A 22783-nucleotide genomic window follows, 5' to 3' on the forward strand; every position below is an offset into this window, starting at 1 on the left:
CAGCGGTTAAACTCTAGGAATCAGGTTTGGTGGCCTGACCAATTTTAGCCACTTCCCTGGCGTCGTTATTGCAACAGGACAGCCTGCGGGAAAAGCCGAAGAATGAGCACCTGAGCACACTGCCCCAAGCCAGGGCAGGCATTGATATAAAACTGGAGAACAACTGCAATGAGCAATCCTTTCGATCTGACCGGCAAGGTCGCCCTCATCACCGGCGCTGCCCAAGGCATTGGCGCTGCAATCGCCATCAAGATGGCTGAAGCTGGTGCCACCATCGTTGTGGCCGACTTCGGTGCCATGCTGCCCGAAACCGTCGCAGGTCTGGAAGCCACAGGCCGCAAGTACTACTACGTTCAAGCCAACCTGACCGAGCCAGGCGCGCCGCAACGCGTGCTGGATGAAGCCATCGCGGCTGCCGGTCAAGTCGACATCCTGGCCAACGTTGCCGGCACCATCCGCCGCGCTCCGTTCATTGAGCACACCGAAGCTGACTTTGATCTCGTGATGAAGATCAACCTGTACGCACCGGTCTACCTGTCCCAAGCCTTCTGCCGCCACGTGCTGGCTCGCAAAGCCAAGGGCAAGATCATCAACATCTGCTCCATGCTGTCTTACCAAGGCGGCATCCTGGTGCCGGGCTACACCGCTTCCAAGCACGGTATTGCCGGTATCACCAAGCTGATCGCCAACGAACTGGCTTCCCAAGGCATCAACTGTAACGGTATTGCCCCAGGGTACATCGCCACTGCCAACACCGCACCGATCCGCGCCGACGAAGCCCGCAACAAGGCCATCGTTGACCGCATCCCCGCCAGCCGTTGGGGCCAGCCGGAAGATCTGGCAGGCACCGCTGTGTTCCTGGCTTCCGCCGCTTCGGACTACCTGAACGGCACCATCATCAATGTGGATGGTGGCTGGCAAGCCCGCTAAGAACCTGTTGTGAGGGCATGCCTCGCGCATGTCCTCATCCTGTTCTGACCAGAAAACCCCCTCCGATCACCCGGAGGGGGTTTTCTTTTAACGGCCTGGGCAATCCGCCCCACCGCTTTGCAACAAGATCACAGACGGGTTCTCGGCTACAATCACGCCCTCAAGCTTGCAGTTTTGCAGTTCTATCGAGGCAGACATGACTTTCAAGGTATTCATCGATGGCCGGCACGGTACTACCGGTCTGAAGATTGACGAGCGGCTGGCTGGCCGCCAGGACATCGAAATCCTCACCATTCCTGAGGATAAGCGTAAGGACACAGCCGTCAAGGCCGAGTTCATCAACGCAGCCGACGTGGTTTTCCTGTGTCTGCCCGATGCTGCCTCACGCGAGTCAGTAGCCCTGCTGGCGCCTGATAATACCCGCACGCGCTTCCTGGATGCGAGTACGGCACACCGGACCCACCCGGACTGGGTCTATGGCCTGCCTGAGCTGCATGGTCAGCGCGGGCGTATCCGCAGCTCGCAACGGGTCGCCGTGCCCGGCTGCCATGCCTCCGGCTTCATCCTACTGGTGCAACCACTGGTGGCTGCGGGGCTGATTCCGGCTGATTTTCCGTTCAACACCTATTCGGTGACGGGCTATTCGGGCGGTGGCAAGGAAATGATTGCCAGCTACGAAACCGACCCGTCTCTGCCCGACAGCATGCTCAGCCCGCGTTTCTACGCACTGGGCCTGGCGCACAAGCACCTGCCCGAAATGCAGGCCATCTGCGGCTTGCAGTACAAGCCGCTGTTCACGCCCATCGTCGGCAACTTCGCACAGGGCATGCTGGTGTCCGTACCGCTGCAATCTCGTGTGCTGCCCGGCAAGCCCACTGCCGCAACCCTGCATGCCAAGCTGGCTGAGTATTACGACAACGAGACCTTTGTGCGCGTCATGCCTTTGGGCGGCGGCGAGACACTGGATGCAGGCTTTCTGCCCGCCACCACCTGCAATGGCACCAACCGCGCCGAATTGTTCGTGTTTGGCAACGCAGAGCATATCCTGCTCAGCGCCCGCTTCGACAATCTGGGCAAGGGCGCCTCAGGTGCAGCCATCCAGTGCATGAACATCATGCTGGGTCTTGATGAATCGACCTCTCTGTCGGCCTGAGCATGGACCTGATTGCACGTATCAACCAGCATTTCGAAGACAACATCCAGGCCACCATCAGCGCGGCCGAAATGCTGGCACACCCAATTGCCGCAGCGACCGAAGAAATGGTCCGCTGCCTGTTGTCCAACGGCAAGATTCTGACATGCGGTAATGGCGGTTCTGCCGCAGACGCGCAAAATCTCGCCGCCAAGTTGCAAGGAAGATTCGAGCGTGAACGCCCGGAGCTTGCCGCTATTGCGCTGACCACCGACAGTTCGGTACTCAGTGCCATCGCCAACGATTACGCGTGGGAACAAGTGTTCGCCAAACAGGTCAGAGCATTGGGGCAACCAGGCGATATCCTGTTGGCGATCTCGGCCAGCGGCAACTCCTCCAGCGTCCTGACGGCTGTTGAAGCCGCACAGGAGCGGGATTTGCGCATCATCGCCCTGACTGGCAAGGAGGGCGGGCAACTTGCCGCCATGCTCCGCGACGAGGACATCCAGATCTGCGTGCCGCACGACAGAACAGCACGCATCCAGGAAGTCCACCTTTTGGTTATCCACGGTTTATGCGATGGCATAGACTGTTTGTTGATGGGGGAAGAACCTTGAAACATAGTCGTTTATACACACTGCTTGCCATAATCAGCTTGTGCACCACCCTGCCCGCCTGCGTACCCCTGGTTGCAGCCGGGGTGGGCGCAACCGGCGTGGCCTCGACGCTGGATCGCCGCTCCTACGGCGTCCAGATCCAGGATTCCGAAATTGAGCGCCGCTTCAATCACAACTTCCCGGTGGCCCTGGAAGAAAACACCCAGGTTTCCGCCAACGCGTTCAACCGCTGGATACTGCTGACGGGTCGGGCCAACAATGAAAAAGCCAAGGCCGACGTTGAACAACTGGCCCGTAACGTGCCCAACATCCGAGAAGTGTTCAACGAAATCGCCATCGGCTATCCGCTGCCTTTCGGCGTTCGCACCAGCGACAGATGGGTCGTCACCCAGGTCAAGGCCCGCTTGGTCGACAGCAAGGAAATCTCGGCCAACCACTTTGACGTGATCTGCTCGAATGGCGTGGTCTACCTGATGGGGATCGTCACCGAGAACGAGGCCAACATCGCCACTGAAATCGCCCGCACCACCAAGAACGTCGTACGCGTGGTACGTGTGATGGAAGTGGTCAGCCCGGCAGAAATCGCACGCCTGACGGGAGAAACACCCGCCCCGGTATCGAATGCCAACGGCAAGTAAACGTAAAAGCCTCCCGGCACCAACGCGTGCGGGGAGGCTTTTTTATTCTTCAATATCTCTTATGCTGCCTGCAAACTCAGCCGCAACAGGCACCCCTTTTCAGGCATAACAAATACCTCAAGCCGCCCCCCCATCAAGCGCGCCAAGCCTTCGGCATATGCCAGACCATAGCCCTTGTCGGTGAGCGTATCGCAGTACCCTTCCCCCGGGATAAACACATCCTGCTGCATGGCAAGCTTTGCCTTGCCACCATGACGCAGCTCGATCCACACCTCATCGCCCCGTCTGCGGCTTCCCAGCAGCACACCGCCCTCGCCCGGAGTCTGTGCCAGAGCATGTTCAAGCATGCTACCCAACGCCAGCTTCAACAGGCTTGGGTCAGCCTGAACCTGACGACGCGTGGTGGCATGGCGTAAATGCAATTGGCGTTCGTGGGCAAGATCCAGCTTGTCATCCACGGCTTGCGCCAGGGCGTCTTCCAACACCACTATCTGCGTCTGGCATGCGATGCGGCCAGCTTGCAGTTTGACAATGCCAAAAACAGCCTCCAACATCCCTGAGAGGGAATGCACCCCAGACTCAATCCCCGCCACCAGCTTGCGATGAGCATCCTGCATCGGATAAGCAGCGAGACTGGCGGCAAAGAGCGAGATGGCTTGCACCGGCTGACGCAAATCATGCCCAGCGCCCAAGAGGATATCCCGCTGAGATGTTTGGTCCTCCACCACATCTGAAGCGGGGAGTGCCACATCAGCCTGCTCGCAGCCGCGACCCTGCCTGCATACGATCCATGCCAAGGCAAGCCCCCCCACCGCGAAGCATGCCCCGCGCATGAGGATATCCTGCAAGATCACCTGCAGGCCCAAGGCCAGCAGCACCACGCTGAATGCCAGCCGGTAGGGCCGCCTTGCCGTATGCTCCGTCATGACACTTAGCCGTCTTCTGGCGGCATGGTCAGATTCAGGGTCTGACCAACCAAGATGGCCTGAGACCGGGTGTTTACCCCCAGCACATGGTAGACCGATGTCAGATGCATCTTGACGGTTCGTTCTGAAAGATCAAGCCGCTGGGCAATCTCCTTGTTGGAGAGCCCTTCCATCAGGCAGCACAGCACGCGCTCCTGCTTCGGGCTGAGTTTGGGGCGTGGCCGGGCCTCGCCATGCGGCAAGCCACGGGTGCGCTCCTGCTGATCGTCAAAGAAGCGGCGTCCAGACAAGAGCGTGCGCACACCATCGACCAGGGCCACCGGGTCCATCGACTTGCCGAGAAAACCGTCGGCATCTGCTTCGCGCGCAAGCTGACGATAGATAGGTGCATCCTGACCAGAAAAGATTGCCACAGGGACATTTGGCGCCTCACGGCGTAAAAGCGTCATCAGACGCATGCCATCGCTATCCGGCAATTTCAGGTCCAGCAAAACGAGATGAAAAATTCTGCCAGACCGCAGCGCTGATACTGCGTCTTGCGCCGTTGAGGCGCAATGGATTTCTCCGCCTGCCAGCAGTGGCTCAAGTATGGCCTTCAAAGCATGCTGCAACAAGGAATGATCATCGACCAACAGGATATTTCGGGCAAACACGTTCATGGTTGCGCGCCTTCCACAGACACCCCTCAGTGGGTGGGACGAGAAGAAGATTAACCCAATTTTTTGCTGTAAGGATGCGTCAAATCACCAACTCGTTATTTATGCCAATCCTGACCGCCCCTGCCGCGCCAAAGCACTGGATGCAAATGATCATGTCTGCCCTTCAAACATGCACACGCCCGGTGCAACCGGATGGACGAATGAGCTGACATTATGCACTTCGGCAAAATAATCAAAAGGCATAACATGAACTCAATTGACAATGAAAAAGCCGCTCAAGAAGAGGGCGTGCGCCTTTTAACGCCAATGTGATATATCAGCCCCTACGCCAAGAAACGAATACCATATGCATGAAATTTCATTCAGGAATTGGATGTTTCTTGCGCCCACCCGCGATCAGGGGCAAGCAACAAGGCAAGACAGGCAGCACGCCCCCGACTAAAGGGCAAGCGGTTTGGCAGGCAGAAGCAGTCTGCCGCTTCTAGCAAGCGGCAGGGAATCAGGCATTTTGGTAAACCCTGGGGTACCCAAGCAGATCAGCCATGACGGCCCATCATCGGTATGGCCGGGTCACTCCAGGTTCTCAAAGAACGTTCTCACCCTCAATCAGGGCATAGGCAGAGTGGTTATGAATGGATTCAAAGTTCTCGGACTCCACCACATAGCGTGCCACCCGACTATCCGCCTTCAAGCGCAGCGCCACATCGCGGACAATATCTTCAACGAACTTGGGGTTGTCATAGGCACGCTCGGTCACCCATTTTTCGTCGGGACGCTTGAGGAGGCCGAACACCTCGCAAGAAGCCTCTTCCTCCGCATAACGCACCAGTTCCTCAATCAGCACGTCTTCGCGCAGAGTCGCCGTGATGGTGATGTGGGAGCGCTGGTTATGTGCACCATATAGAGAGATCTTCTTGGAGCACGGGCACAGGCTGGTCACAGGCACCACCACCTTGAGCGTTGCTTCAACCGCTGCCCCTGCCAGCTTTTCCACCAGCAGTTCCACATCAATATCCAGCAGGCTGGCCACACCCGAGACAGGAGCATGCTTCTTGATGAAATAGGGGAATTTCACCTCAATCCGCCCAGCCTCGGCTTCCAGCCGAGCCAGCATCTGGGTGAGCATCTGGCGCATTCCGCCCAGATCCAACGCCTCGCGGTCCTGCTCCAGCACCTCGACAAAACGCGACATATGCGTACCCTTGACCTCGGCAGGCAGGGCAACATACATGGCCAGCGTGGCCACGGAGGCATGAACTTCACCTTCAGCGGTACGGATATTGAGCGGGTAGCGCAGCCCTTTGACGCCCACACGCTGGATGGCAAGCTGTCGTAGGTCTGCCGAAGACTGGACGTCCGGCAGGTGAAGCTTTTCAGGAGCATTCATTATTTTTTCTCCAGATATATCAAGGGGGGAGGGACAGGCCTTGAAGAGTAGTCAGGTGCTAACATAGCCCCGCATTTGATATAGGTCAACAAATCAAGCCAACAGTCTCAGGCTATCACCCCTACTGCACGCATAGGCAGCTCGGCACCATAACCACTGATCGCAAGCACTTCGCCATGCAGGTTAATATAGAGACCTGTTTTGAATCTGACTGGTTTCCGGCATGAAATACCCACGCCCGCTTTCTGAAAGCAAGATCTGCCCTCCCGAGCAACTCGCCAGCCGTTTGGCTGCATTGCCGCGCCCCTTGGTATTTACCAATGGCTGTTTTGACATCCTGCACCGTGGTCACGTCACCTATCTGGGGCAGGCGCGGGCACTGGGGGCTGCCATGGTGGTGGCCTTGAACACCGATGCCTCGGTGCGCCGTCAAGGCAAAGGGGATGACCGCCCCATCAACACCTTGGAAGACCGCGCTGCGGTGATGGCAGCCTTGGGTTGTGTCGACTTGGTTACCTGGTTTGATGAAGACACGCCCATCGCCCGCATCCTGGAATGCCAGCCCAATATCCTGGTCAAAGGGGGAGACTGGCCCGTGGAGAAGATCGTCGGGTATACAGAGGTACTCGGCTGGGGGGGCAGTGTGCACTCCATCCCCTTTGAAGTGGATCGCTCCACCACGGCGCTTTTGGGCAAGATCCGCGCGCTCTGAGAACCTGTTTAGGATCTGTAGCGAGAGGCTGTCAGCGGCGCGAAGAGCAGCGCAGAAACCGGAGTTTATGTTTGATAAATGAGGATTTCGAGCAGCGCATGAGCCCCGATCACAGCCTCGCAGTAAGATCATGAACAGATTCTGAGCCTTGTAGCAAAAAAGCATCACTCCTGGCGGGGCGCACTCCCCGCCAATCGCCTTTTCTGGCCCCGCCATTCAATCCGCGTAGAATCCTCCCCGCATTCCTGCGTTTTATTGCAACGCAACAATTATAGAAAGGTATGCCGTGGACTTCATTTTTGCGCACTTGAATGCCGTACTCATCGCGCTTGTCGTGGTGATCTTGCTGGTTAGCTACAAATGGGTGTTCTGGTTGTTTGGCGTCATCATCGTCCCCGATGACAGTCTGGGCGTCGTCACCAAAAAATTCGTGCTGTTCGGTGCCCACAAGAACCTGCCCGATGGCCGCATCATCGCCTTAAATGGCGAAGCGGGTTTCCAGGCCGATACCCTGCCCCCTGGGCTGCACATGGCATTGTGGCCGTGGCAGTACACTGTGGAACTGGTGAAATTCTTCACCGTGCCACCCAACAAGATTGGTGTCGTTGAATCCTGCGATGGTCAGCCCCTGCCCTCCGGTCACATCATCGCCCGCCAGGTCGATTGCGACACCTATCAGGATGCCCGCGCCTTCCTGCAAAACAGTGGCGAACGCGGCCCGCAGATGGCGGTCATCCCCCCAGGAACCTATCGGATCAACCCCCTGTTGTTCAGCGTAACGCTGAACGACGCAACCAGTATCCCACAAGGCAAAATTGGCGTGGTCGAGGCGCTGGATGGCAAAGCGCTCCCCTCTGGACGCATCATCGCCCGCCAAGTTGAATGCAACGCCTATCAGGATGGCAACATCTTCCTCTCTGCCGGTGGCGAACGTGGCCCACAAATGGGCTTAATCACACCGGGGACCTATCGCATCAACCCGATGCTCTTCAAGGTACAGCTTGCGGAGGCCGTCGACATCCCCGAAAACAAGGTCGGCATCGTCACCACCAAGGAAGGCAAACCACTCGCCACAGGCGAGATTGCCGGGGCCGAGATTGATGGTCACAACATGTTCCAGAACCCGCAATCCTTCGTCGACAACGGTGGCTGCAAGGGGCTGCAGGAACAAGTTCTGTTGGCAGGGCGCTACTTTATCAACCCGCGCTTTGCCACGGTTGAAGTCGTAGATATGGCCGAGGTACCCATTGCCCATGTTGGCGTGGTCATTGCCTACGTTGGCCGAGAAGGTCATGACGTCACCGGAGAATCGTTCCGCCACGGCAATCTAGTCAGCAAAGGCGAAAAAGGGGTGTGGGTCGATCCGCTCGACCCTGGCAAATACCCCATCAACCCCTACACCCACAAGGTCAGCAACGTTCCCACTGCCAACGTCGTGCTCAACTGGGCCACCGGCAAGACCGAAGCACACAACCTAGATGCGAACCTGTCGACCATCACGGTGCGCTCGGCCGACGGCTTCAAGTTCGACCTGGATGTCTCTCAGATCATCCATATTCCACGCAACGACGCCCCCAAGGTGATCGCCCGCTTCGGCAGCATGTCGGCCCTGGTCACACAGGTGCTAGAGCCAACCATTGGCAACTACTTCCGCAACGCGGCGCAAAGTTCGGATGTGATCGACTTCCTCAAAAACCGCTCCAAGCGGCAGGATGAGGCACGCGAAGCGATTGCCACCGCGCTCAAGGAATACAACGTAGGTGCGGTCGACACGCTGATTGGTGACATCGTGCCGCCGGACGAATTGATGAAGACACTCACGGATCGCAAGATCGCGGAACAGGAGCGCGTGACCTACGATACCCAGCGTCAGGCGCAAGACATCAAGCAGCAACTCGAACAGGCTACAGCCTTGGCTGCCACCCAGGCCCGCGTGGTGGACGCGGAACGGCAGGTGACCATTGCAGAATTCAACGCCAAGGCTACAGTGAAATCTGCTGAAGGTCAGGCCCAGGCCAAAAAGATCAACGCCGAAGCCGATGCCAACGTGCTGCGCACCGTGGGTGAGGCGGAAGCTGCCAAAACTCAGGCAGTGGGTGGCGCGGAAGCACAGGTCATCAAGCTCAAGATTGCTTCGATGGAATCAGGTAACTATGCCATGGTGCAGGTGGCTGAAGCATTGGCCAAGGCAGGCGTGAAGCTGGTGCCGGATATTGTTGCGGGCGGCGGGAGTGGCAGTGGCGGCACCCTGGTGGATGTATTGCTGGGCAATCTGATTCGGGACGGAATGAAAAAACCCGAAAGCGGGGCCTGAGAATACGCTTCAGCAATGATTCAAACAAAGGGGCTGCGGCCCCTTTTTGCTTATGCTTGTTTCTGAGTTTTGGTTCTTTCCTTATTTCATTTTTCATAGAATAGAATAGTTCCATCTACCCCATCAGGAGAAATTCGACATGCGTATCGCCAACAACGTCACCGAACTGATCGGCAACACCCCTCTCGTTCGCCTCAATCGACTGGCTGCGGGTATCGATGGGCAGGTTCTGGTCAAGCTGGAATACTTCAACCCCGGCCATAGCGTGAAAGACCGGATTGCAGCCTCCATGATCGAGGCCGCCGAAAAAGCAGGCAAGATCGGCCCCGACACCATCATCCTGGAGCCGACCTCGGGCAACACCGGGATTGGCTTGGCCATGGTCTGTGCAGCCAAAGGCTACAAAGCCGCGTTCGTAATGCCGGAAACCATGAGCCGTGAGCGTCGCCTGCTGCTCAAGGCCTATGGCGCGGAACTGATCCTCACCCCTGGGTCGGAAGGCATGCCCGGCGCCATCCGCCGCGCACAGGAATTGGCCGCCAGCGATTCGCGCTACTTTATCCCGCAGCAATTCGACAACCCGGCCAACCCGGAAATCCACCGCAAGACAACGGCGGAAGAAATCTGGCGCGATACCGACGGCACCGTTGACCTGTTCGTTGCCGGGGTTGGCACGGGTGGCACGATTACGGGGGTCGGCGAAGTGCTCAAAGCCTACAAACCAAGCCTGAAAGTGTTCGCCGTAGAGCCGGATGCCAGCGCGGTGCTCTCCGGCAGCCCACGGGGCCCTCACCCCATCCAGGGCATCGGGGCGGGCTTTATCCCCAGCGTGCTGAACACGGGAATCTATGATGAAATCATACGCGTAGGCAATGCAGATACTTTCGACACGGCCCGCCGGGCTGCAACCGAAGAAGGTCTGCTGGTCGGAATCTCTTCGGGCGCCGCAATCTGGGCTGCGCTGGAAGTTGCCCGTCGCCCTGAAAACAAGGGCAAGACCACCGTGGCGATTGTTCCCAGCTTTGGTGAGCGCTACCTATCAACTGCCCTGTACGAACATCTGGCCGTTTGATCTGAGAGGCAGAAGATCGCAAAACCATAAAAATCAAATGGCATTCAACAAAAAAGGCGCTTTGGGCGCCTTTTTTACTCAATTGGAGTATTGTGTCGCTCTCAATCCAGCCGACAAAATACTACTCAAAAAATTACTTGATGATGGTAATCGAGAACGGCAGGCGATACTTTTCACCCTTATTCACTGCAACGGCACCCATGATGCAGAAGACCACGCTGGCGCCCCAAACCAAAAGTGAAAGCAGCCCGACAAAAGGAATGATACGGGCAACAACCGACAGCACAACGAGTGCAATGGCAACCACAATTGTCCAGTTCAGTGCTTCTTTGGACTGATCAAGAACGAATTCATCATCCTTCTTGGTCAGGAACAAAATCAGACTGGGAATGAAGCCGAAAATGATAGAACCCACCCAAATCAACAGCGCGAGTTGTTTGCTTTCTGCAGAAATTTCGTTTGCCACTGTAATATCTCCTAAAAATGCACATCAACGAATCGTAATAGGCTCCTGGCAAACATGCGTCCCCCTGCCCAAAACGATTTCGGCATGCTGCCTGTTTGTCATGCCTAAAGCAACAACCAGCAGCCAACCGGCCATCCGCTTAGTACAGCAGAGCTTTCCCCAAAAGCCAAGCTACGCAGATGAGTGGCACGCCCCCTGCCAACCTGCGTCCCTGAATGGACGGCGCGAGCGGCATCTCAGGCGCGGGCACCTATTCTTCCGCAGCACAAAGTCGCCATTTTTGGCAAGATAGCGCTATTACGCCGCACGGGCATTGGCACGGGTGCTAGAACCAAGCACGTCAGGAGCCATTTCACACGCTCACTTTGCCATGGCACCATGACCGGCTTCTTACAAACGCTAGACCCGATTTTTGAACATTGCGCAGAACACATCATGAACGAACTCTTCGATACTCCCCCGGAACGCCGCCACACGGACAGCATCAAATGGCGCCGCTATCAAGATAGCGATGTACTCCCCCTGTGGGTGGCCGACATGGACTTCGCCGCCCCGCCTCCCGTGCTGGAAGCCCTTCAGACCCGTCTGCAACACCCGGTATTTGGCTACGCCGACCCTTGGCCGTCCTTGAATGAAGCCGTGGTCGAAGGCATTGCACGTGATCACAACTGGCAGATTGAGGCGGACTGGATCGTCTGGCTGCCCGGTGTTGTGCCCGGCTTCAACCTTGCCTGCCGTCTTGCGGGCGACCCCGGTGCAGGGGTGCTGGCTTTTCCGCCCGTCTACCCGCCAATGCTCCATGCTGCCGCCAACAACGACCGACGTCTGGTGCGCAGTGATCTGGTTGAAACCGACAACCGCTGGGGCATCGACTGGGATCATCTCGCCGCACTGGATCACAAAGCCATCCGCATGCTGCTGCTTTGCAACCCACACAACCCGGTTGGCCGCGTGTGGACGCAAGAAGAATTGGTTCGCCTGGCCCGCTATGCTGAACACAATGACTGGTTGATCTGCTCGGACGACATCCACTGCGGCCTGGTGCTCAACCCGGCCACCCCCTACCGCCCCATTGCCTCGCTGGATGAATCCTTGGCGCAGCGCACCATCACCCTGATGGCGCCTTCCAAGACATGGAACATCCCGGCATTGCAAGCCGCGTTCGCAATCATCCCCAATGCACAGTTGCGTCAGCAATATCAACACGCTGCACTAGGCCTGGTTGCCAGCCCCAATGTACTCGGACTCGTTGCCGCCGAAGCCGCCTATCGCCACGGCGACACATGGCGCCAGGCCATGCTTGAATACCTGCGTGGTAATGCCAGCCTGCTTGCCCAAAGCGTAAACAACATACCGGGGCTACGCACCACACCGATAGAAGCCACCTATCTGGCCTGGATCAACTGCAAGGAACTGGGCCAAACCCACCCGCAACGCTTCTTTGAGCAAGCCGGGGTGGGTCTGTCGAATGGTAAAGACTTTGGGCTGGAAGGTTATGTACGCCTGAACTTTGGTTGCAGCCGGGCACTTCTGAGCGAAGCCCTCCAGCGCATGCATCGGGCCATCACCCAAAGCTGATTCCCGCCTCCTCCAATGCTCGCCCGAGTGCGCCGTCTATCTATGAATAACGGCCCATTCGGGCGATTCCATTTGGTGAAGTGCCCTGCATGTCCTTTAAAAGACAAGGCACGGCCCCCTGGAGAAATCCCCCTTCGCCTCCAAGCCAAACCGACTTATGTGGTCCAGTATTCAACCACCCGAATTGCTTATGCGGAGAACGCCGATCCGCGTTATAGTAAGTAGAAACCTGTACAAATTCACTTTAAATCAAACTCTTGCTCTTTTTAACAAGGTTGCAAAGAAAACATTAACAACTCTTCGAATATGTAAGGCAAAATATAAGAAATATGGAAGGGGACATAAGTAAATGAATGACAAGCAACCTGCTCGCGTACCCGGCACCAATCGGGTTGATGTTGTCTACGCGGGCATCATTGAGGCCATGTCAAACGGCGAATATCCAGAAAACGGACGCCTGCCGACAGAGACCGAGCTTGCCCAAAAATACGGAGTCTCCCGCCCCACTGTGCGTGAAGCGCTCTCCCGCCTGCGCCTGGATGGCCTGATCGCATCCCGGCGTGGCTCTGGCAGTTACATGCTGCGTCGCCCGGATCGCAACATCAAACGTTTTGCGCCGATTGAGAGCATTGCCGACGTGCAACGATGCTTTGCCTTCCGTATCGCCATCGAATCCACCTCTGCCGGACTTGCTGCGGAATACCGCACCAGCCGTGACCTTGACGAGATTGCACGCGCTTACGACCTGATGGAAGAAGCACGCACGCGTGATGAAAATGTTGCTTTCGTCGACCACGATCTACAGTTCCACCTGGCACTTGCCCGTGCCTCACAAAACGTATTTTTCGTGACCTCGCTGGAAATGATCATTGAACAGATGCGGGTGGGCATGCGTCTAGCCCTGAACCTCTCGCTGGAGCGCGAACGCGTATGGCGTGAGTTGGTACAGGTTGAACACCGCGACATCATGGCCGCCATTGAAAAAGGATCTTCTGTTGATGCAGCAGAAGCCATGCGTTTCCATCTTGCCAACGCCCGACGACGTCTGTTCGAAGGCCCTATTCACGCCTAATCACGCTTAACCGATTTCGCAGTACAAGGGGGCGAATATGCCCAAAAGTCAGACATAGTGACTAATTTGCCTGCCTGCCCAATATAGATTTGCCTGCTGCCATCCATGTGGAGTGCAGCGCATTCCTTGGAAGACTCATCGTCATTCCATCCTTTTTGGAGGAGAAGTTATGAAGTTCAAGCTCAACAAACTGGTTACTCTGGTTGCAGTTGCCACAGTGATGGCGGTACCGAGCACCGGCGCATTTGCACGCCAATTCCGCTCTGCCGACGTGCACGCCAAGGACTATCCCACCAATATGGCAGTCGCCTACATGGGTGACCAATTGTCCAAGGCCACCGGTGGCAAGGACACCATCAAGGTATTCGGCGACAGCATGCTGGGTTCCGAAAAGGATACCGTTGAACAGGTCAAAATCGGCACCATGGACATGGTTCGCGTCAGCACCGCTGCCTTCCACGGCATCGTGCCCGAATCGATGATCCCCTCCCTGCCCTTCCTGTTCCGCGACATCAGCCACTTCCGCAAGACCATGTACGGTCCGCAAGGCGACAAGATCCTGGCCGCCTTCGACAAGGCTGGTTTCGTGGCCCTCTGTATGTATGAATCCGGCGCCCGCTCTGTGTACGCCAAGAAGCCCATCAAGACTGTGGCTGACATGAAGGGCCTGAAGATCCGCGTGCAACAATCCGACCTGTGGGTCAGCTTGGTGAGCGCCCTGGGTGCCAGCCCCACCCCGATGCCGATGGCTGAAGTGTACACCGGCCTGAAGACGGGTCTGGTCGATGCAGCAGAAAACAACTACCCGTCCTATGACGAAGCCAAGCACTACGAATCGGCTCCCGTGTATAGCGAAACCATGCACGTGATGTCACCGGAAGTCGTCGTGTTCTCCAAGAAGGTCTGGGACACCCTGACCAAGGAAGAACAAGCTTCTCTGCGCAAGGCAGCCAAGGACTCCATCCCCTACTACGTGAAGCTGTGGGAAGCCAAGGAAAAAGAATCCAAGGCAGCAGTGATCAAGGGCGGCGCCAAGATTGTTCCGGCCGCTGAAATTGACCACAAGGGCTTCGTGGCCGCTGAAAAGCCGGTGTGGGACAAGTTCGCCAACACGCCTGAACTCAAGGCACTGGTTCAAGACATCGTTAACGCCAAATAAGCTGGGGCCTCGGTCCATGTAGCACCCTGGCTCGCGGCGCGTGCATTTCGCAGCGAGCCAACTTTAGGAGTAGATCAATGCAATGGCTTACAGCTATTAATTCCAGGCTATCGCGCTGGGCCATGTGGGCGGCCAGTGCGTGCGTGCTGGGGCTCGTGGTTGACGTCGACTACGGTGTCGTCATGCGTTATGCATTCCATCAAGCACCACCCTTCATGGAAGAAGTCGCTCTCTTGTTGAGCATTTGCGTGGCCATGTTCGGCGCCTCTGCCGGCGTGCGCGATGCTGGCCACATCGGTGTGGATTCCCTGGTGGCCTTGCTGCCGGAAAAGCTGCGTTTCTGGATTGGCGTCACTGCAGGCAGCCTGACGGGGTTGTTCGCCGTCTGCCTGCTGATTGGTTGCAGTGTCATGGTGCGTGAAACCTTTGAACACACCATTCCGACACTCGGTATTTCAGAGGCTTTCCGTTATATCCCCCCCATCATCGCCGGCGTGCTCATTACATCTTTCTCGATCGAGCACCTGATTGCCATGTTCAAGAATGAAAAGGTGGTTTCGTCATGGCACTGACACTTCTTTGTATCAGCTTCATCCTATTCATCCTGCTGGGAGTCCCGGTCGCCTTCTCCATCGGCATGAGCTGCCTGATTGCCTACGGCATAGAAGGCGCCGAAAAGGCCATCCTGCTGCACCAAACCTTTGGTGACGCAGTCATGTCCACCGCAGCAGGTGCATTCCAGACCATGATCTCTGGGATGAACATCTTCTCCTTCCTGGCGATCCCATTCTTCATCTTTTCGGGTGAGCTCATGCTCCACGGCGGCATCGCCGACAAGATCGTCACCTTCGCCCGTAACCTCGTCGGTCACTGGCGTGGCGGTCTAGGTCTGGCCAACGTGGTGGCATGTACCATGTTCGGTGGCGTTTCCGGCTCCCCGGTGGCAGATACCTCCGCCATGGGCGGCGTGCTCATCCCAATCATGAAGAGGGAAGGCTATAGCGCAGACTACGCGGTCAACGTCACGACCCACGCCTCACTGTCTGGCGCACTGATGCCCACCTCCCACAACATGATCATCTATGCCTTTGCAGCCTCCACGGCATCCGGCATGATCGGGGACACCGTCATCAAGGGCGTGTCGATTGGCGACCTGATGTTCTCCGGTCTGGTTCCCTGCTTCTGGATCATGACCTGCTGCCTCTGCGCCGCTTACTACCAAGCCGTCAAGTACGGTTTCCCCAAGAGTGCCGACGGCAAATCCATGATCACCCCGTTCCCGGGCTGGAATGCCGTGCTGCGCTCAATGGTAGCTGCCGTGCCAGGACTGCTCATCATCGCCATCATCCTGATCGCGGTGATGAAGGGGGTTGCCACCGCAACGGAATCCGCAGCCGTGGCCGTGACCTACTCACTGGTCCTGACAGGCATCATCTACCGCACGCTGAACAAGGAAAAGCTGTTCAAAGCACTGGCCCGCGCCTCCAAAACCACGGGCGTCATCCTGCTGCTGATCGGCGTATCCAACATGCTGCGCTTCCAGATGACCTGGCTGGAAATCCCTGAGGCGATGGAAAGCATGCTGCTGGCTGCTACCCAGACTCCCTGGATCATGCTGTTGTACATCAACCTCATCCAGATCTTCCTGGGCATCTTCCTGGACATGGCCGCCCACATCCTGATCACGGCACCGCTGTTCCTGCCGCTGGCCATCAAGATGGGCGTCGGCCCGGTGCAATTCGGCGTCATGCTGCTCCTCAACTGCGCACTCGGCCTGGTCCACCCACCCGTCGGAACCGTGCAGTTCGTTGGCTGCGCCATCGGCGAAGTACCTATCGGCCAAGTCATGAAAACCGTGTGGCCCTACTACCTCGCCATCTGGACCGCCATCAACCTGGTGACCTACGTCCCCTCGTTCTCCACCTGGCTGCCCTCAGTGATCAACGGACACCCCGTGTTCTAACAGATCGCAGCGCACAACCCAAAAACGCCCGTTGCCAACAACGGGCGTTTTTTATATCTGCGGTGTTCATAGACGGCACGCCCCAGGCGGGTTACAATCAAAACTCATCAGATGTGGGGGCGACCTGGTTTCGACGGGGGTTGCGAAGCAGCTTGGTGCATACCGAGGCCCAGTCACCTCGTAAATAAGCTGGAAATTTATACTCGCCAACGACGAGCAATTCGCTCTGGCCGCTTAAGGCCTAAGCCGCTGCACTGGTAGGTCTCTGGGCCAGGTGGGGCAACCCACAGCAGCGTCATTCACAGAGACTCGTGCCGTAACGGGTTACTTGTTACGGAGCTAAAACCAAGGTGACTCGCCCCGCGTCGGCCTGCCGGTCGGCTAAGCGCAGGGTTAAATTAAAATAGAGCGGCTAAGTATGTAGATCCAGTTGTAGAGAACTTTCGGACGCGGGTTCGATTCCCGCCGCCTCCACCACCAATACGCAGTAAAATCAACAGGTTAGACAAAAACGGCTATCGAAAGATGGCCATTTTTTTGGGTTTTTTGAGGCTGTTTGGTCAACATTTTGGTCAACATTTTTTGACCCAATTCCGTTTAATTTTCAGGCCAGCCGATAGTGCCCGGGGAATTCAGAACACTATTACATGTCATTCATTGGCTTGCGGACTATTCGGCCGTGTCCATATTATTAGCAATCACCCGAACGTTTTTGCGTCTGAATAACTGTTAATCGTCATGAGAGCTATCCCTGCTTGCGATTTCCATCTTGCCGTTTCCATGGATGATGTCGTCACTTGGCCGGACGATGGAAACGAGACTCCTATTCCAGAACAAAATTTACAGGCTTTGCTCAGTACTCTTGGTGTTTCGAAAAGTCTTACGGAGTTATACCGAACCTACTTCGAAGAAACCAAAATAGGGGCCGGTGATGTTTTTGTATTTCAGCCAGCTCCAGGCAGCAAGAATGTCTTTGCGATCGATATGTATCGTGACCTCACTGACCAAATGGACATCGTAACTTTCTCTGTCGGTTGTTCTGTAGAGATTGTATCCATCGTCAGAGAGAAGCTACGAGCCTTCTTCGATGGCGCTTCGTGCCAAGTACATTACGAAGAAGCAAACCACTCTACTGGCCTCCACAGAATGCTCGATGTAGCGAGCTATCCATTCACCATCGGGGAGTTTGGGTATAAACAAGCCATTCACTACGTGTATGGCTAAGCTCATCGAAACCCCAGCTTGACTGGCACCCCATTTTTCAGTGCATAAAAACGCACAAAAACGCGTAAAAGTGCAAGTTTTTTCACATCCTGAAAAATGGCCTTCAGCCCAGCCACCGGGCGGCTTTGGCCTGGGTGCATGAGTGCATAAAAAGCGCCCCTTTTACCGGGCGGGCGTGGCGGGGGTACGACCGCGCGCGGAGGGCTAAAACGGCAGCCCGGCCCTCCCTGTCTTTGCCGCAAATCGGGGCGCCAAGGGGTGGCAATGGGCGCTGGAAACGAGAACGTGTAACGGACAGGCGCAAGGTCGCCTGCGGGGTGGCGCTCTCAAACGCCCATATAGAGACTTACAGGGGCATGGCCGCGCCGTGGCTTGGCACCAAGAAAAAGGCCCGCACATGGCGGGCCTGAATGCCGGGCAACAGGGGGCAATCAGATATCCACCGTGCGCCCCACCACCACCTTACCCAACTTGTGGAGTGCCTTTTCCAAGGCGGGCACCTTGGACTGATACCGTGGGTCAAGCGCACGCTCCACCATCGTGTTTGTCCAACCTGTAGCCCGTGCCAGATCCACCTTGCGCCAGCCCTTCTCCACCATGGCATTGTGCAGAAAAACCTTAAGGGCAGCCATCACCGGCAACACCACGTAGTCCTTCCCTTACAGCTGCGACGGACTTATGCCGGCTAAGGAACTAGGGGGCTATTCTTCTAGATACTCCATTTGCAAACTTGGCCGCTATGGCTTAGAAGATGGTATGGAGTCCCCTTGTGCAGCCACAATCACCATACTTAAGGTTGTGATCAATAATTTTGGAGCCGCCCGCGTTTTTCTGTAATCGGTCAGCAACTGACCCGACCACGGAGTAACATATTGCGGCTCAACCGCCTATAACCATGAAAACAACATGGAATCATATGAGTTCATGGCCCTATTTTTTTGTTGACTTATGATTAATTCGATCCATATGATATCAATAGTACAGGATGGATTCTTTATCTTCGGAGTTGGCAACGGTGAACTCCGAAGCGCTTAAGCAGTTAATTGCTAGTTGTCGCCGTAAAGATCGGCGCACGCTTGGCTTTCCAAGGGATTGGAATCCAAGTCGCATAAGGCATCCCGAAATCAGAGATTTCTATTTCACGGAGGCAGGTGCATGGGAATTTATTGCAGACCAGCTTCAAGCCAACCATCCGTTCACGGAAATCGTCTTAGATAACCCCGCTGGAGCCTTAGCTTTGGTAATGGAGGTTAAAGTCACCCCGGACGACCCGCTTCTATATATCAAGCTCCAAATTGGAAAAGGAAACATGGCGATTGGACGAAGCTTTCATTACAGCGACCGTTATTAAGGACTATGTTACTTCATGAAAAATCAGATGGATAACATGCCAGGCCAGTCTTGCTTGGAATGCCCTTCATGTGGGGCAAGCAATATCTCGGCGACGAGCGAAGTTGAAAATTTTCAATATGGTGACAAGTACGATGCACCAACACTCTCTGTTTCGATTCGTGTTCATCACTGTGCATCGTGCGGTTTCTCGTTCACTACCGAGGAAGCCAGTGAGTTAAAGCATGATGCAGTGTGCCGACACCTAGGAGTTATGACGCCAAATGAAGTGCGCAGTGTGCGAGAGCACTATGGGTTGAGCCAAGGTGAATTTTCTGAACTGTCAAAAATTGGCAAAGCATCTTTGGCGCGCTGGGAGAGCGGGGTGCTCATTCAAAACCAAGCCAATGATAACCTTTTATTCCTACTGACTTTCTGCGATAACGTCACTCGTTTAAGAGAAAGGCGGCGAATTCAAACTGATCATTCAAATTCTTTGACGAAAAATGTAGTGCCATTTCGTCCCAGGTTTAGAGCTCTTCCGCAAACTGACATAGATCGCATGCAGCGTGAAGCCGAGCGGTTTGAGTTGTTCCCTGAAGCAATGATTGGGTAAATATGTACGTTGTTACGTTTTATTCCTTTAAGGGCGGCGTAGGCAGGTCCATGTCGCTTGTTAATGTCGGCATTCAACTTGCGCAAGCAGGTCGTAGGGTTTTATTGGTGGATTTTGATCTTGAAGCGCCTGGTTTGCCCACTTTCAATTTATCCAAACCGGAGGGCGACGCTTCTGGGGTCGTTGAGTACGTAACACAGTACATAACCACTGGAGAATCTCCTGATGTAGCGAAGTACATATATAAATCAGAACAGTTTGAACGTGGTGGCCTTTGGGTAATGCCGGCAGGACTTCAAAACAGTACATATTCACAACGGCTCAACTCAATTGATTGGCGAAAGCTTTATGGGGAGCAATCGGGCTATCTTTTTTTCGAAGACTTGAAGGTTCAATGGAAAAATACGCTTGCTCCTGACTATGTTCTCATTGACTCAAGGACAGGACACAGTGATGTGGAAGGAGTATGTACACGACAACTGCCAGATGCAGTCTGTCTTCTGTTCTTCCCAAATGAGCAAAACCTCCAAGGGTTAAAACGGATTGTTTCAAATATCCGGTCTTATAGAATAGATTCAACCACAAAGCCTATAAGCCTTCATTTTGCCGTTTCTAATGTTCCTGATCTCGATGACGAGGATCATATTCTTAGTAGCACATTACAACGTTTTAGCGAAGAATTAGGATACATAAATCTTTCGTCTGAGATACATCATTACAACAGCTTGTCACTGCTTACCCAAGAAATATTTTCCTTAAACCGCCCCAATAGTCGATTAACAACAGAGTATAGAAAACTAACAACCGCCATTCGAAGTCGTAACAATGAGGATAGAGATGCTGTACTAGCATTTTTAAAGGATGCTCACCGTGATATTTCAGACACACTAAACTCAATTGGTCCAAGGGAGTTATTGAAGCGAATAAACCTGATTCAAGATAATTTCGGCCAAGACGGTGAAGTATGCTATTTCCTAGCAAGACTTCAGGAGCAAATCGGCAGTAGCAAAGATGCTTTAAGTCTATTGTCGTCCGAGGCCGTACAGAATGGTTATGCCACGGGTTCGATGTTTGCTGCTCGCGCAGGCATAAATCACAAACTCGGGAACATAGACGACGCAATTGAAGATCTTAGGTCGATGCTTGATTCCACTAATATTGACCTAGAGTCATTTCTTGAAACTGCTCCTATCATAGATCAGGTAGCCCCTGATCTTTATAGTTCTTTGCCAACGTCAAAGGCATTCTTGTCGCTAACGGCCAAGGATAGATTGTTCTTCGTTACTCAGTCTGAGGGAAATAAGAACCAACTTCGAGCCAATGCAGAGATTTTGAAGCACCTTAGAAAGTATCCAGAGGACGCTATAGATACAGAATCTGGAGTTGCTTCTGACAGCTATCTTGCGCATGAGCTTGCTCTGGCGAGCATTGGTGCGGGTGATTTTGCGGCAGCTGCTGATCTACTAAGATCAGAAGGAGTGCCAGAAGAGACTCTTGCTATAGCTGATGCATTTAATCTTGCTATGGCGACGTGGGGAATGGATCGCCAACCAAGTATCGAGCATTTTAAGACTGTAGCTCAAATTGAGGATCGAGAAGGTACGCTCAGCAATGATCCGAGCATTAACTATCTTCAGTGCATGGCTATAGCATATACAATTCTCGGCAACGTCGAAAAAGCAAAATCTTGCATTTTAAGAGCACGAGAGTCTATGAGGAGGATTCCTCAGAGAGTCTTCTCAGCATGGAGTTACTCAAAGGTTGGTCCCAAAGAGTTTTTCTCCCATCTGGATCAGATTGATGCCATGCTCGAGGGGAAGAATGTTGTTCCAGTGTTCATGGAAGTGAAATAGTTGTTTAGGGGCATACGCTCTTGCTGAGTGATTATAAAATTCAAAATATCCTAAAAAGCCTGAACAACCACCAAAGCTGAGAATTGTCCCCCTTTCTTGCAGAGGGCGGAAGGCTAGACAGGCGATTCCAATGACCATCATCGCCTGTGGATAATCGTCTCGGTTGATTTAGTTGATTTCCGGTCTAGCCGACCGCTTTCAATTTTGCGTGCCTCCCCGTTATGGCTGTTTCGGTTGTCTCCACCGACCGAATCGGGTCGATCTCGCCCCTCAACACCCCATCATCAAAAAGCCGCCCTCGGGCGGCTTTGTCATTTCTTCTCATCCAGCCAGGGCTAGAAGTTGGTAATGATCAGCTCTTTTGCTTTGGTCATGCTGTTCCCTCCCCCACCTACGCTGTAGTTGATCGCCACCTCTCGGAAGGTCAGACCCTTGAATGCCTTTCGCATGGCGGGAATGTCATTGACCGAGATTACCATCCGGCCCTTCATCGTTCGGGCCCGTTCGGCCATGCGGTCGTATTCAGCCAAGTCAAAGGGCACCCCGTAACCTTCCGTGCCATAGTAGGGTGGATCACAGTACACCAGCGTGTGGGCGCGGTCGTAGCGTTCAATGCAATCCGCCCAGGGCAGATTCTCGATATAGGTATGGCTCAAGCGCAGATGGGCGGAGGATAGATCCTCTTCCAGTCGCAGCAGATTAAGCCTGGGGGCCGTTGTCGTGGCCGTCCCGAAGCTGCGCCCTTCTACCTTGCCACCAAACCCCAATTTCTGGATGTAGAAGAAGCGCGCCGCCCGCTGGATATCGGTCAGGGTTTCTTCGGGGGTCGCCTGCATCCATTTGTAGATCTGGCGACTGCTCAGTGCCCATTTGAACTGACGGATCAGTTCTTCCAGATGGTGGCGCACCACCCGGTACAGATTGACCAGTTCGCCATTGATATCGTTGATCACTTCCACCTTGCTGGCATCCTTCATGAAGAACAGGGCCGCAGCCCCGCAGAAGGGTTCCACATAGCAGGTGTGTTCTGGAAACAGAGGCAGGATGTGTTTGGCCAGCCGTCGTTTGCCGCCGATCCAAGGGATGATCGGGCTGCTGTTCATGTTTGCATTGATTTGTTTTTTCATAGGCGTTTC

The 22783-nt window shown here is 54.9% G+C and carries 22 protein-coding genes and 1 other RNA gene; 17 read left to right on the forward strand and 6 right to left on the reverse strand.

Annotated features, from left to right (window positions below):
- The first annotated feature begins 168 nt into the window (after window positions 1-168).
- The 4 genes from B145_RS0118565 (at window position 169) to B145_RS28790 (ending at window position 3317) form a co-directional block, all read left to right on the forward strand.
- Complete coding sequence (locus B145_RS0118565) at window positions 169-930, forward strand: SDR family oxidoreductase (protein WP_018609370.1); 762 nt, start codon at window positions 169-171, stop codon at window positions 928-930.
- Between the two features lie 196 nt (window positions 931-1126).
- The gene (gene argC / locus B145_RS0118575; RefSeq protein ID WP_018609372.1) at window positions 1127-2083 is read left to right on the forward strand and encodes an N-acetyl-gamma-glutamyl-phosphate reductase; all 957 of its coding nucleotides are present in this window, start codon (window positions 1127-1129) and stop codon (window positions 2081-2083) included.
- Between the two features lie 2 nt (window positions 2084-2085).
- Window positions 2086-2679 carry a phosphoheptose isomerase gene (locus tag B145_RS0118580; protein ID WP_018609373.1) on the forward strand — a complete coding sequence of 198 codons (594 nt, stop codon included), beginning with the start codon at window positions 2086-2088 and terminating at the stop codon, window positions 2677-2679.
- On the forward strand, window positions 2676-3317 hold the full coding sequence (locus B145_RS28790; RefSeq protein ID WP_018609374.1) for a BON domain-containing protein: 642 nt from the start codon (window positions 2676-2678) through the stop codon (window positions 3315-3317). Before B145_RS0118580 ends, B145_RS28790 begins: the two co-directional genes overlap by 4 nt.
- 59 nt (window positions 3318-3376) lie before the next feature.
- Here the strand turns inward: B145_RS28790 and B145_RS0118590 are convergent, their stop codons facing one another.
- From B145_RS0118590 to folE2, 3 genes are all read right to left on the reverse strand, one after another.
- A complete protein-coding gene (locus B145_RS0118590; RefSeq protein WP_018609375.1) occupies window positions 3377-4243 on the reverse strand; it encodes a sensor histidine kinase in 867 nt (288 codons plus the stop codon).
- Window positions 4244-4248: 5 nt separating this feature from the next.
- Window positions 4249-4902: a response regulator transcription factor gene (locus tag B145_RS26265; RefSeq protein WP_018609376.1), complete on the reverse strand. Its 654-nt coding sequence runs from the start codon at window positions 4900-4902 to the stop codon at window positions 4249-4251.
- A gap of 583 nt (window positions 4903-5485) precedes the next feature.
- The gene (folE2, locus tag B145_RS0118610; RefSeq protein ID WP_018609378.1) at window positions 5486-6289 is read right to left on the reverse strand and encodes a GTP cyclohydrolase FolE2; all 804 of its coding nucleotides are present in this window, start codon (window positions 6287-6289) and stop codon (window positions 5486-5488) included.
- Window positions 6290-6512: 223 nt separating this feature from the next.
- Between folE2 and rfaE2 the strand changes: the two genes are divergently transcribed.
- The 3 genes from rfaE2 to cysK all read left to right on the forward strand — a co-directional run bounded on the left by rfaE2 (window position 6513) and on the right by cysK (window position 10387).
- Window positions 6513-7001 (forward strand): D-glycero-beta-D-manno-heptose 1-phosphate adenylyltransferase, encoded by a 489-nt coding sequence (gene rfaE2 / locus B145_RS0118615; protein WP_018609379.1) that lies wholly within the window; start codon window positions 6513-6515, stop codon window positions 6999-7001.
- Window positions 7002-7287: 286 nt separating this feature from the next.
- On the forward strand, window positions 7288-9315 hold the full coding sequence (locus tag B145_RS0118620; RefSeq protein ID WP_018609380.1) for an SPFH domain-containing protein: 2028 nt from the start codon (window positions 7288-7290) through the stop codon (window positions 9313-9315).
- A gap of 139 nt (window positions 9316-9454) precedes the next feature.
- Window positions 9455-10387, forward strand: a complete 933-nt coding sequence (gene cysK, locus B145_RS0118625; RefSeq protein WP_018609381.1) for a cysteine synthase A — start codon at window positions 9455-9457, stop codon at window positions 10385-10387.
- 133 nt (window positions 10388-10520) lie between these two features.
- Here cysK and B145_RS0118630 read toward each other — a convergent pair whose 3' ends face one another.
- Window positions 10521-10853 (reverse strand): DUF4870 domain-containing protein, encoded by a 333-nt coding sequence (locus tag B145_RS0118630; RefSeq protein WP_018609382.1) that lies wholly within the window; start codon window positions 10851-10853, stop codon window positions 10521-10523.
- A 435-nt stretch (window positions 10854-11288) separates the two neighbouring features.
- On the opposite strand from B145_RS0118630, the gene B145_RS0118635 reads away from it, so the two are divergent.
- The 7 genes from B145_RS0118635 to B145_RS0118660 all read left to right on the forward strand — a co-directional run bounded on the left by B145_RS0118635 (window position 11289) and on the right by B145_RS0118660 (window position 17849).
- Window positions 11289-12431 (forward strand): MalY/PatB family protein, encoded by a 1143-nt coding sequence (locus B145_RS0118635; RefSeq protein WP_026259283.1) that lies wholly within the window; start codon window positions 11289-11291, stop codon window positions 12429-12431.
- Between the two features lie 349 nt (window positions 12432-12780).
- Window positions 12781-13503: a FadR/GntR family transcriptional regulator gene (locus B145_RS0118640; RefSeq protein ID WP_018609384.1), complete on the forward strand. Its 723-nt coding sequence runs from the start codon at window positions 12781-12783 to the stop codon at window positions 13501-13503.
- 169 nt (window positions 13504-13672) lie between these two features.
- Window positions 13673-14662: a TRAP transporter substrate-binding protein gene (locus B145_RS0118645; protein WP_018609385.1), complete on the forward strand. Its 990-nt coding sequence runs from the start codon at window positions 13673-13675 to the stop codon at window positions 14660-14662.
- Window positions 14663-14739: 77 nt separating this feature from the next.
- Entirely contained in the window at window positions 14740-15234 is a 495-nt protein-coding gene (locus B145_RS0118650) for a TRAP transporter small permease (protein WP_026259284.1), read from the forward strand.
- Window positions 15225-16625 (forward strand): TRAP transporter large permease, encoded by a 1401-nt coding sequence (locus tag B145_RS0118655; RefSeq protein ID WP_018609387.1) that lies wholly within the window; start codon window positions 15225-15227, stop codon window positions 16623-16625. The genes B145_RS0118650 and B145_RS0118655 overlap by 10 nt, the downstream gene beginning before the upstream one ends.
- Window positions 16626-16740: 115 nt before the next feature.
- Window positions 16741-17102, forward strand: a transfer-messenger RNA (tmRNA) gene (gene ssrA / locus B145_RS28230).
- 303 nt (window positions 17103-17405) lie between these two features.
- On the forward strand, window positions 17406-17849 hold the full coding sequence (locus tag B145_RS0118660; protein WP_157288502.1) for a hypothetical protein: 444 nt from the start codon (window positions 17406-17408) through the stop codon (window positions 17847-17849).
- 431 nt (window positions 17850-18280) lie between these two features.
- Here B145_RS0118660 and B145_RS26270 read toward each other — a convergent pair whose 3' ends face one another.
- Window positions 18281-18481 carry a hypothetical protein gene (locus B145_RS26270; RefSeq protein WP_157288503.1) on the reverse strand — a complete coding sequence of 67 codons (201 nt, stop codon included), beginning with the start codon at window positions 18479-18481 and terminating at the stop codon, window positions 18281-18283.
- A gap of 383 nt (window positions 18482-18864) precedes the next feature.
- Here B145_RS26270 and B145_RS0118675 point away from each other — a divergent pair, with 383 nt between their 5' ends.
- From B145_RS0118675 to B145_RS0118685, 3 genes are read left to right on the forward strand one after another with little or no spacing between them, the layout of a single operon-like run.
- Window positions 18865-19200, forward strand: coding sequence for a hypothetical protein (locus tag B145_RS0118675; RefSeq protein WP_157288504.1), 336 nt, complete (start codon window positions 18865-18867; stop codon window positions 19198-19200).
- 15 nt (window positions 19201-19215) lie between these two features.
- Window positions 19216-19794, forward strand: a complete 579-nt coding sequence (locus tag B145_RS28235) for a type II TA system antitoxin MqsA family protein (protein ID WP_083917811.1) — start codon at window positions 19216-19218, stop codon at window positions 19792-19794.
- 2 nt (window positions 19795-19796) lie between these two features.
- Window positions 19797-21647 (forward strand): tyrosine-protein kinase family protein, encoded by a 1851-nt coding sequence (locus B145_RS0118685; RefSeq protein WP_018609395.1) that lies wholly within the window; start codon window positions 19797-19799, stop codon window positions 21645-21647.
- A gap of 335 nt (window positions 21648-21982) precedes the next feature.
- Here the strand turns inward: B145_RS0118685 and B145_RS0118690 are convergent, their stop codons facing one another.
- Window positions 21983-22774, reverse strand: coding sequence for a DNA adenine methylase (locus B145_RS0118690; protein WP_018609397.1), 792 nt, complete (start codon window positions 22772-22774; stop codon window positions 21983-21985).
- Between the last annotated feature and the right edge of the window lie 9 nt (window positions 22775-22783).

It is taken from the genome of Uliginosibacterium gangwonense DSM 18521 (assembly GCF_000373965.1).
In the GTDB taxonomy this organism is placed as follows: domain Bacteria; phylum Pseudomonadota; class Gammaproteobacteria; order Burkholderiales; family Rhodocyclaceae; genus Uliginosibacterium; species Uliginosibacterium gangwonense.

Excerpts from the sequence above, each read along its gene's own strand:
- folE2 (WP_018609378.1), bottom strand. The coding sequence starts at position 6,289 with ATGAATGCTCCTGAAAAGCTTCACCTGCCGGACGTCCAGTCTTCGGCA.
- B145_RS0118580 (WP_018609373.1), top strand. The coding sequence starts at position 2,086 with ATGGACCTGATTGCACGTATCAACCAGCATTTCGAAGACAACATCCAG.
- B145_RS0118640 (WP_018609384.1), top strand. The coding sequence starts at position 12,781 with ATGAATGACAAGCAACCTGCTCGCGTACCCGGCACCAATCGGGTTGAT.
- B145_RS26265 (WP_018609376.1), bottom strand. The coding sequence starts at position 4,902 with ATGAACGTGTTTGCCCGAAATATCCTGTTGGTCGATGATCATTCCTTG.
- B145_RS0118660 (WP_157288502.1), top strand. The coding sequence starts at position 17,406 with ATGGATGATGTCGTCACTTGGCCGGACGATGGAAACGAGACTCCTATT.
- B145_RS0118565 (WP_018609370.1), top strand. The coding sequence starts at position 169 with ATGAGCAATCCTTTCGATCTGACCGGCAAGGTCGCCCTCATCACCGGC.
- B145_RS0118590 (WP_018609375.1), bottom strand. The coding sequence starts at position 4,243 with ATGACGGAGCATACGGCAAGGCGGCCCTACCGGCTGGCATTCAGCGTG.
- B145_RS0118650 (WP_026259284.1), top strand. The coding sequence starts at position 14,740 with ATGCAATGGCTTACAGCTATTAATTCCAGGCTATCGCGCTGGGCCATG.
- B145_RS0118685 (WP_018609395.1), top strand. The coding sequence starts at position 19,797 with ATGTACGTTGTTACGTTTTATTCCTTTAAGGGCGGCGTAGGCAGGTCC.
- cysK (WP_018609381.1), top strand. The coding sequence starts at position 9,455 with ATGCGTATCGCCAACAACGTCACCGAACTGATCGGCAACACCCCTCTC.
- B145_RS0118635 (WP_026259283.1), top strand. The coding sequence starts at position 11,289 with ATGAACGAACTCTTCGATACTCCCCCGGAACGCCGCCACACGGACAGC.
- argC (WP_018609372.1), top strand. The coding sequence starts at position 1,127 with ATGACTTTCAAGGTATTCATCGATGGCCGGCACGGTACTACCGGTCTG.
- B145_RS0118655 (WP_018609387.1), top strand. The coding sequence starts at position 15,225 with ATGGCACTGACACTTCTTTGTATCAGCTTCATCCTATTCATCCTGCTG.
- B145_RS0118690 (WP_018609397.1), bottom strand. The coding sequence starts at position 22,774 with ATGAAAAAACAAATCAATGCAAACATGAACAGCAGCCCGATCATCCCT.
- B145_RS28235 (WP_083917811.1), top strand. The coding sequence starts at position 19,216 with ATGAAAAATCAGATGGATAACATGCCAGGCCAGTCTTGCTTGGAATGC.
- B145_RS0118645 (WP_018609385.1), top strand. The coding sequence starts at position 13,673 with ATGAAGTTCAAGCTCAACAAACTGGTTACTCTGGTTGCAGTTGCCACA.
- rfaE2 (WP_018609379.1), top strand. The coding sequence starts at position 6,513 with ATGAAATACCCACGCCCGCTTTCTGAAAGCAAGATCTGCCCTCCCGAG.
- B145_RS26270 (WP_157288503.1), bottom strand. The coding sequence starts at position 18,481 with ATGGCTGCCCTTAAGGTTTTTCTGCACAATGCCATGGTGGAGAAGGGC.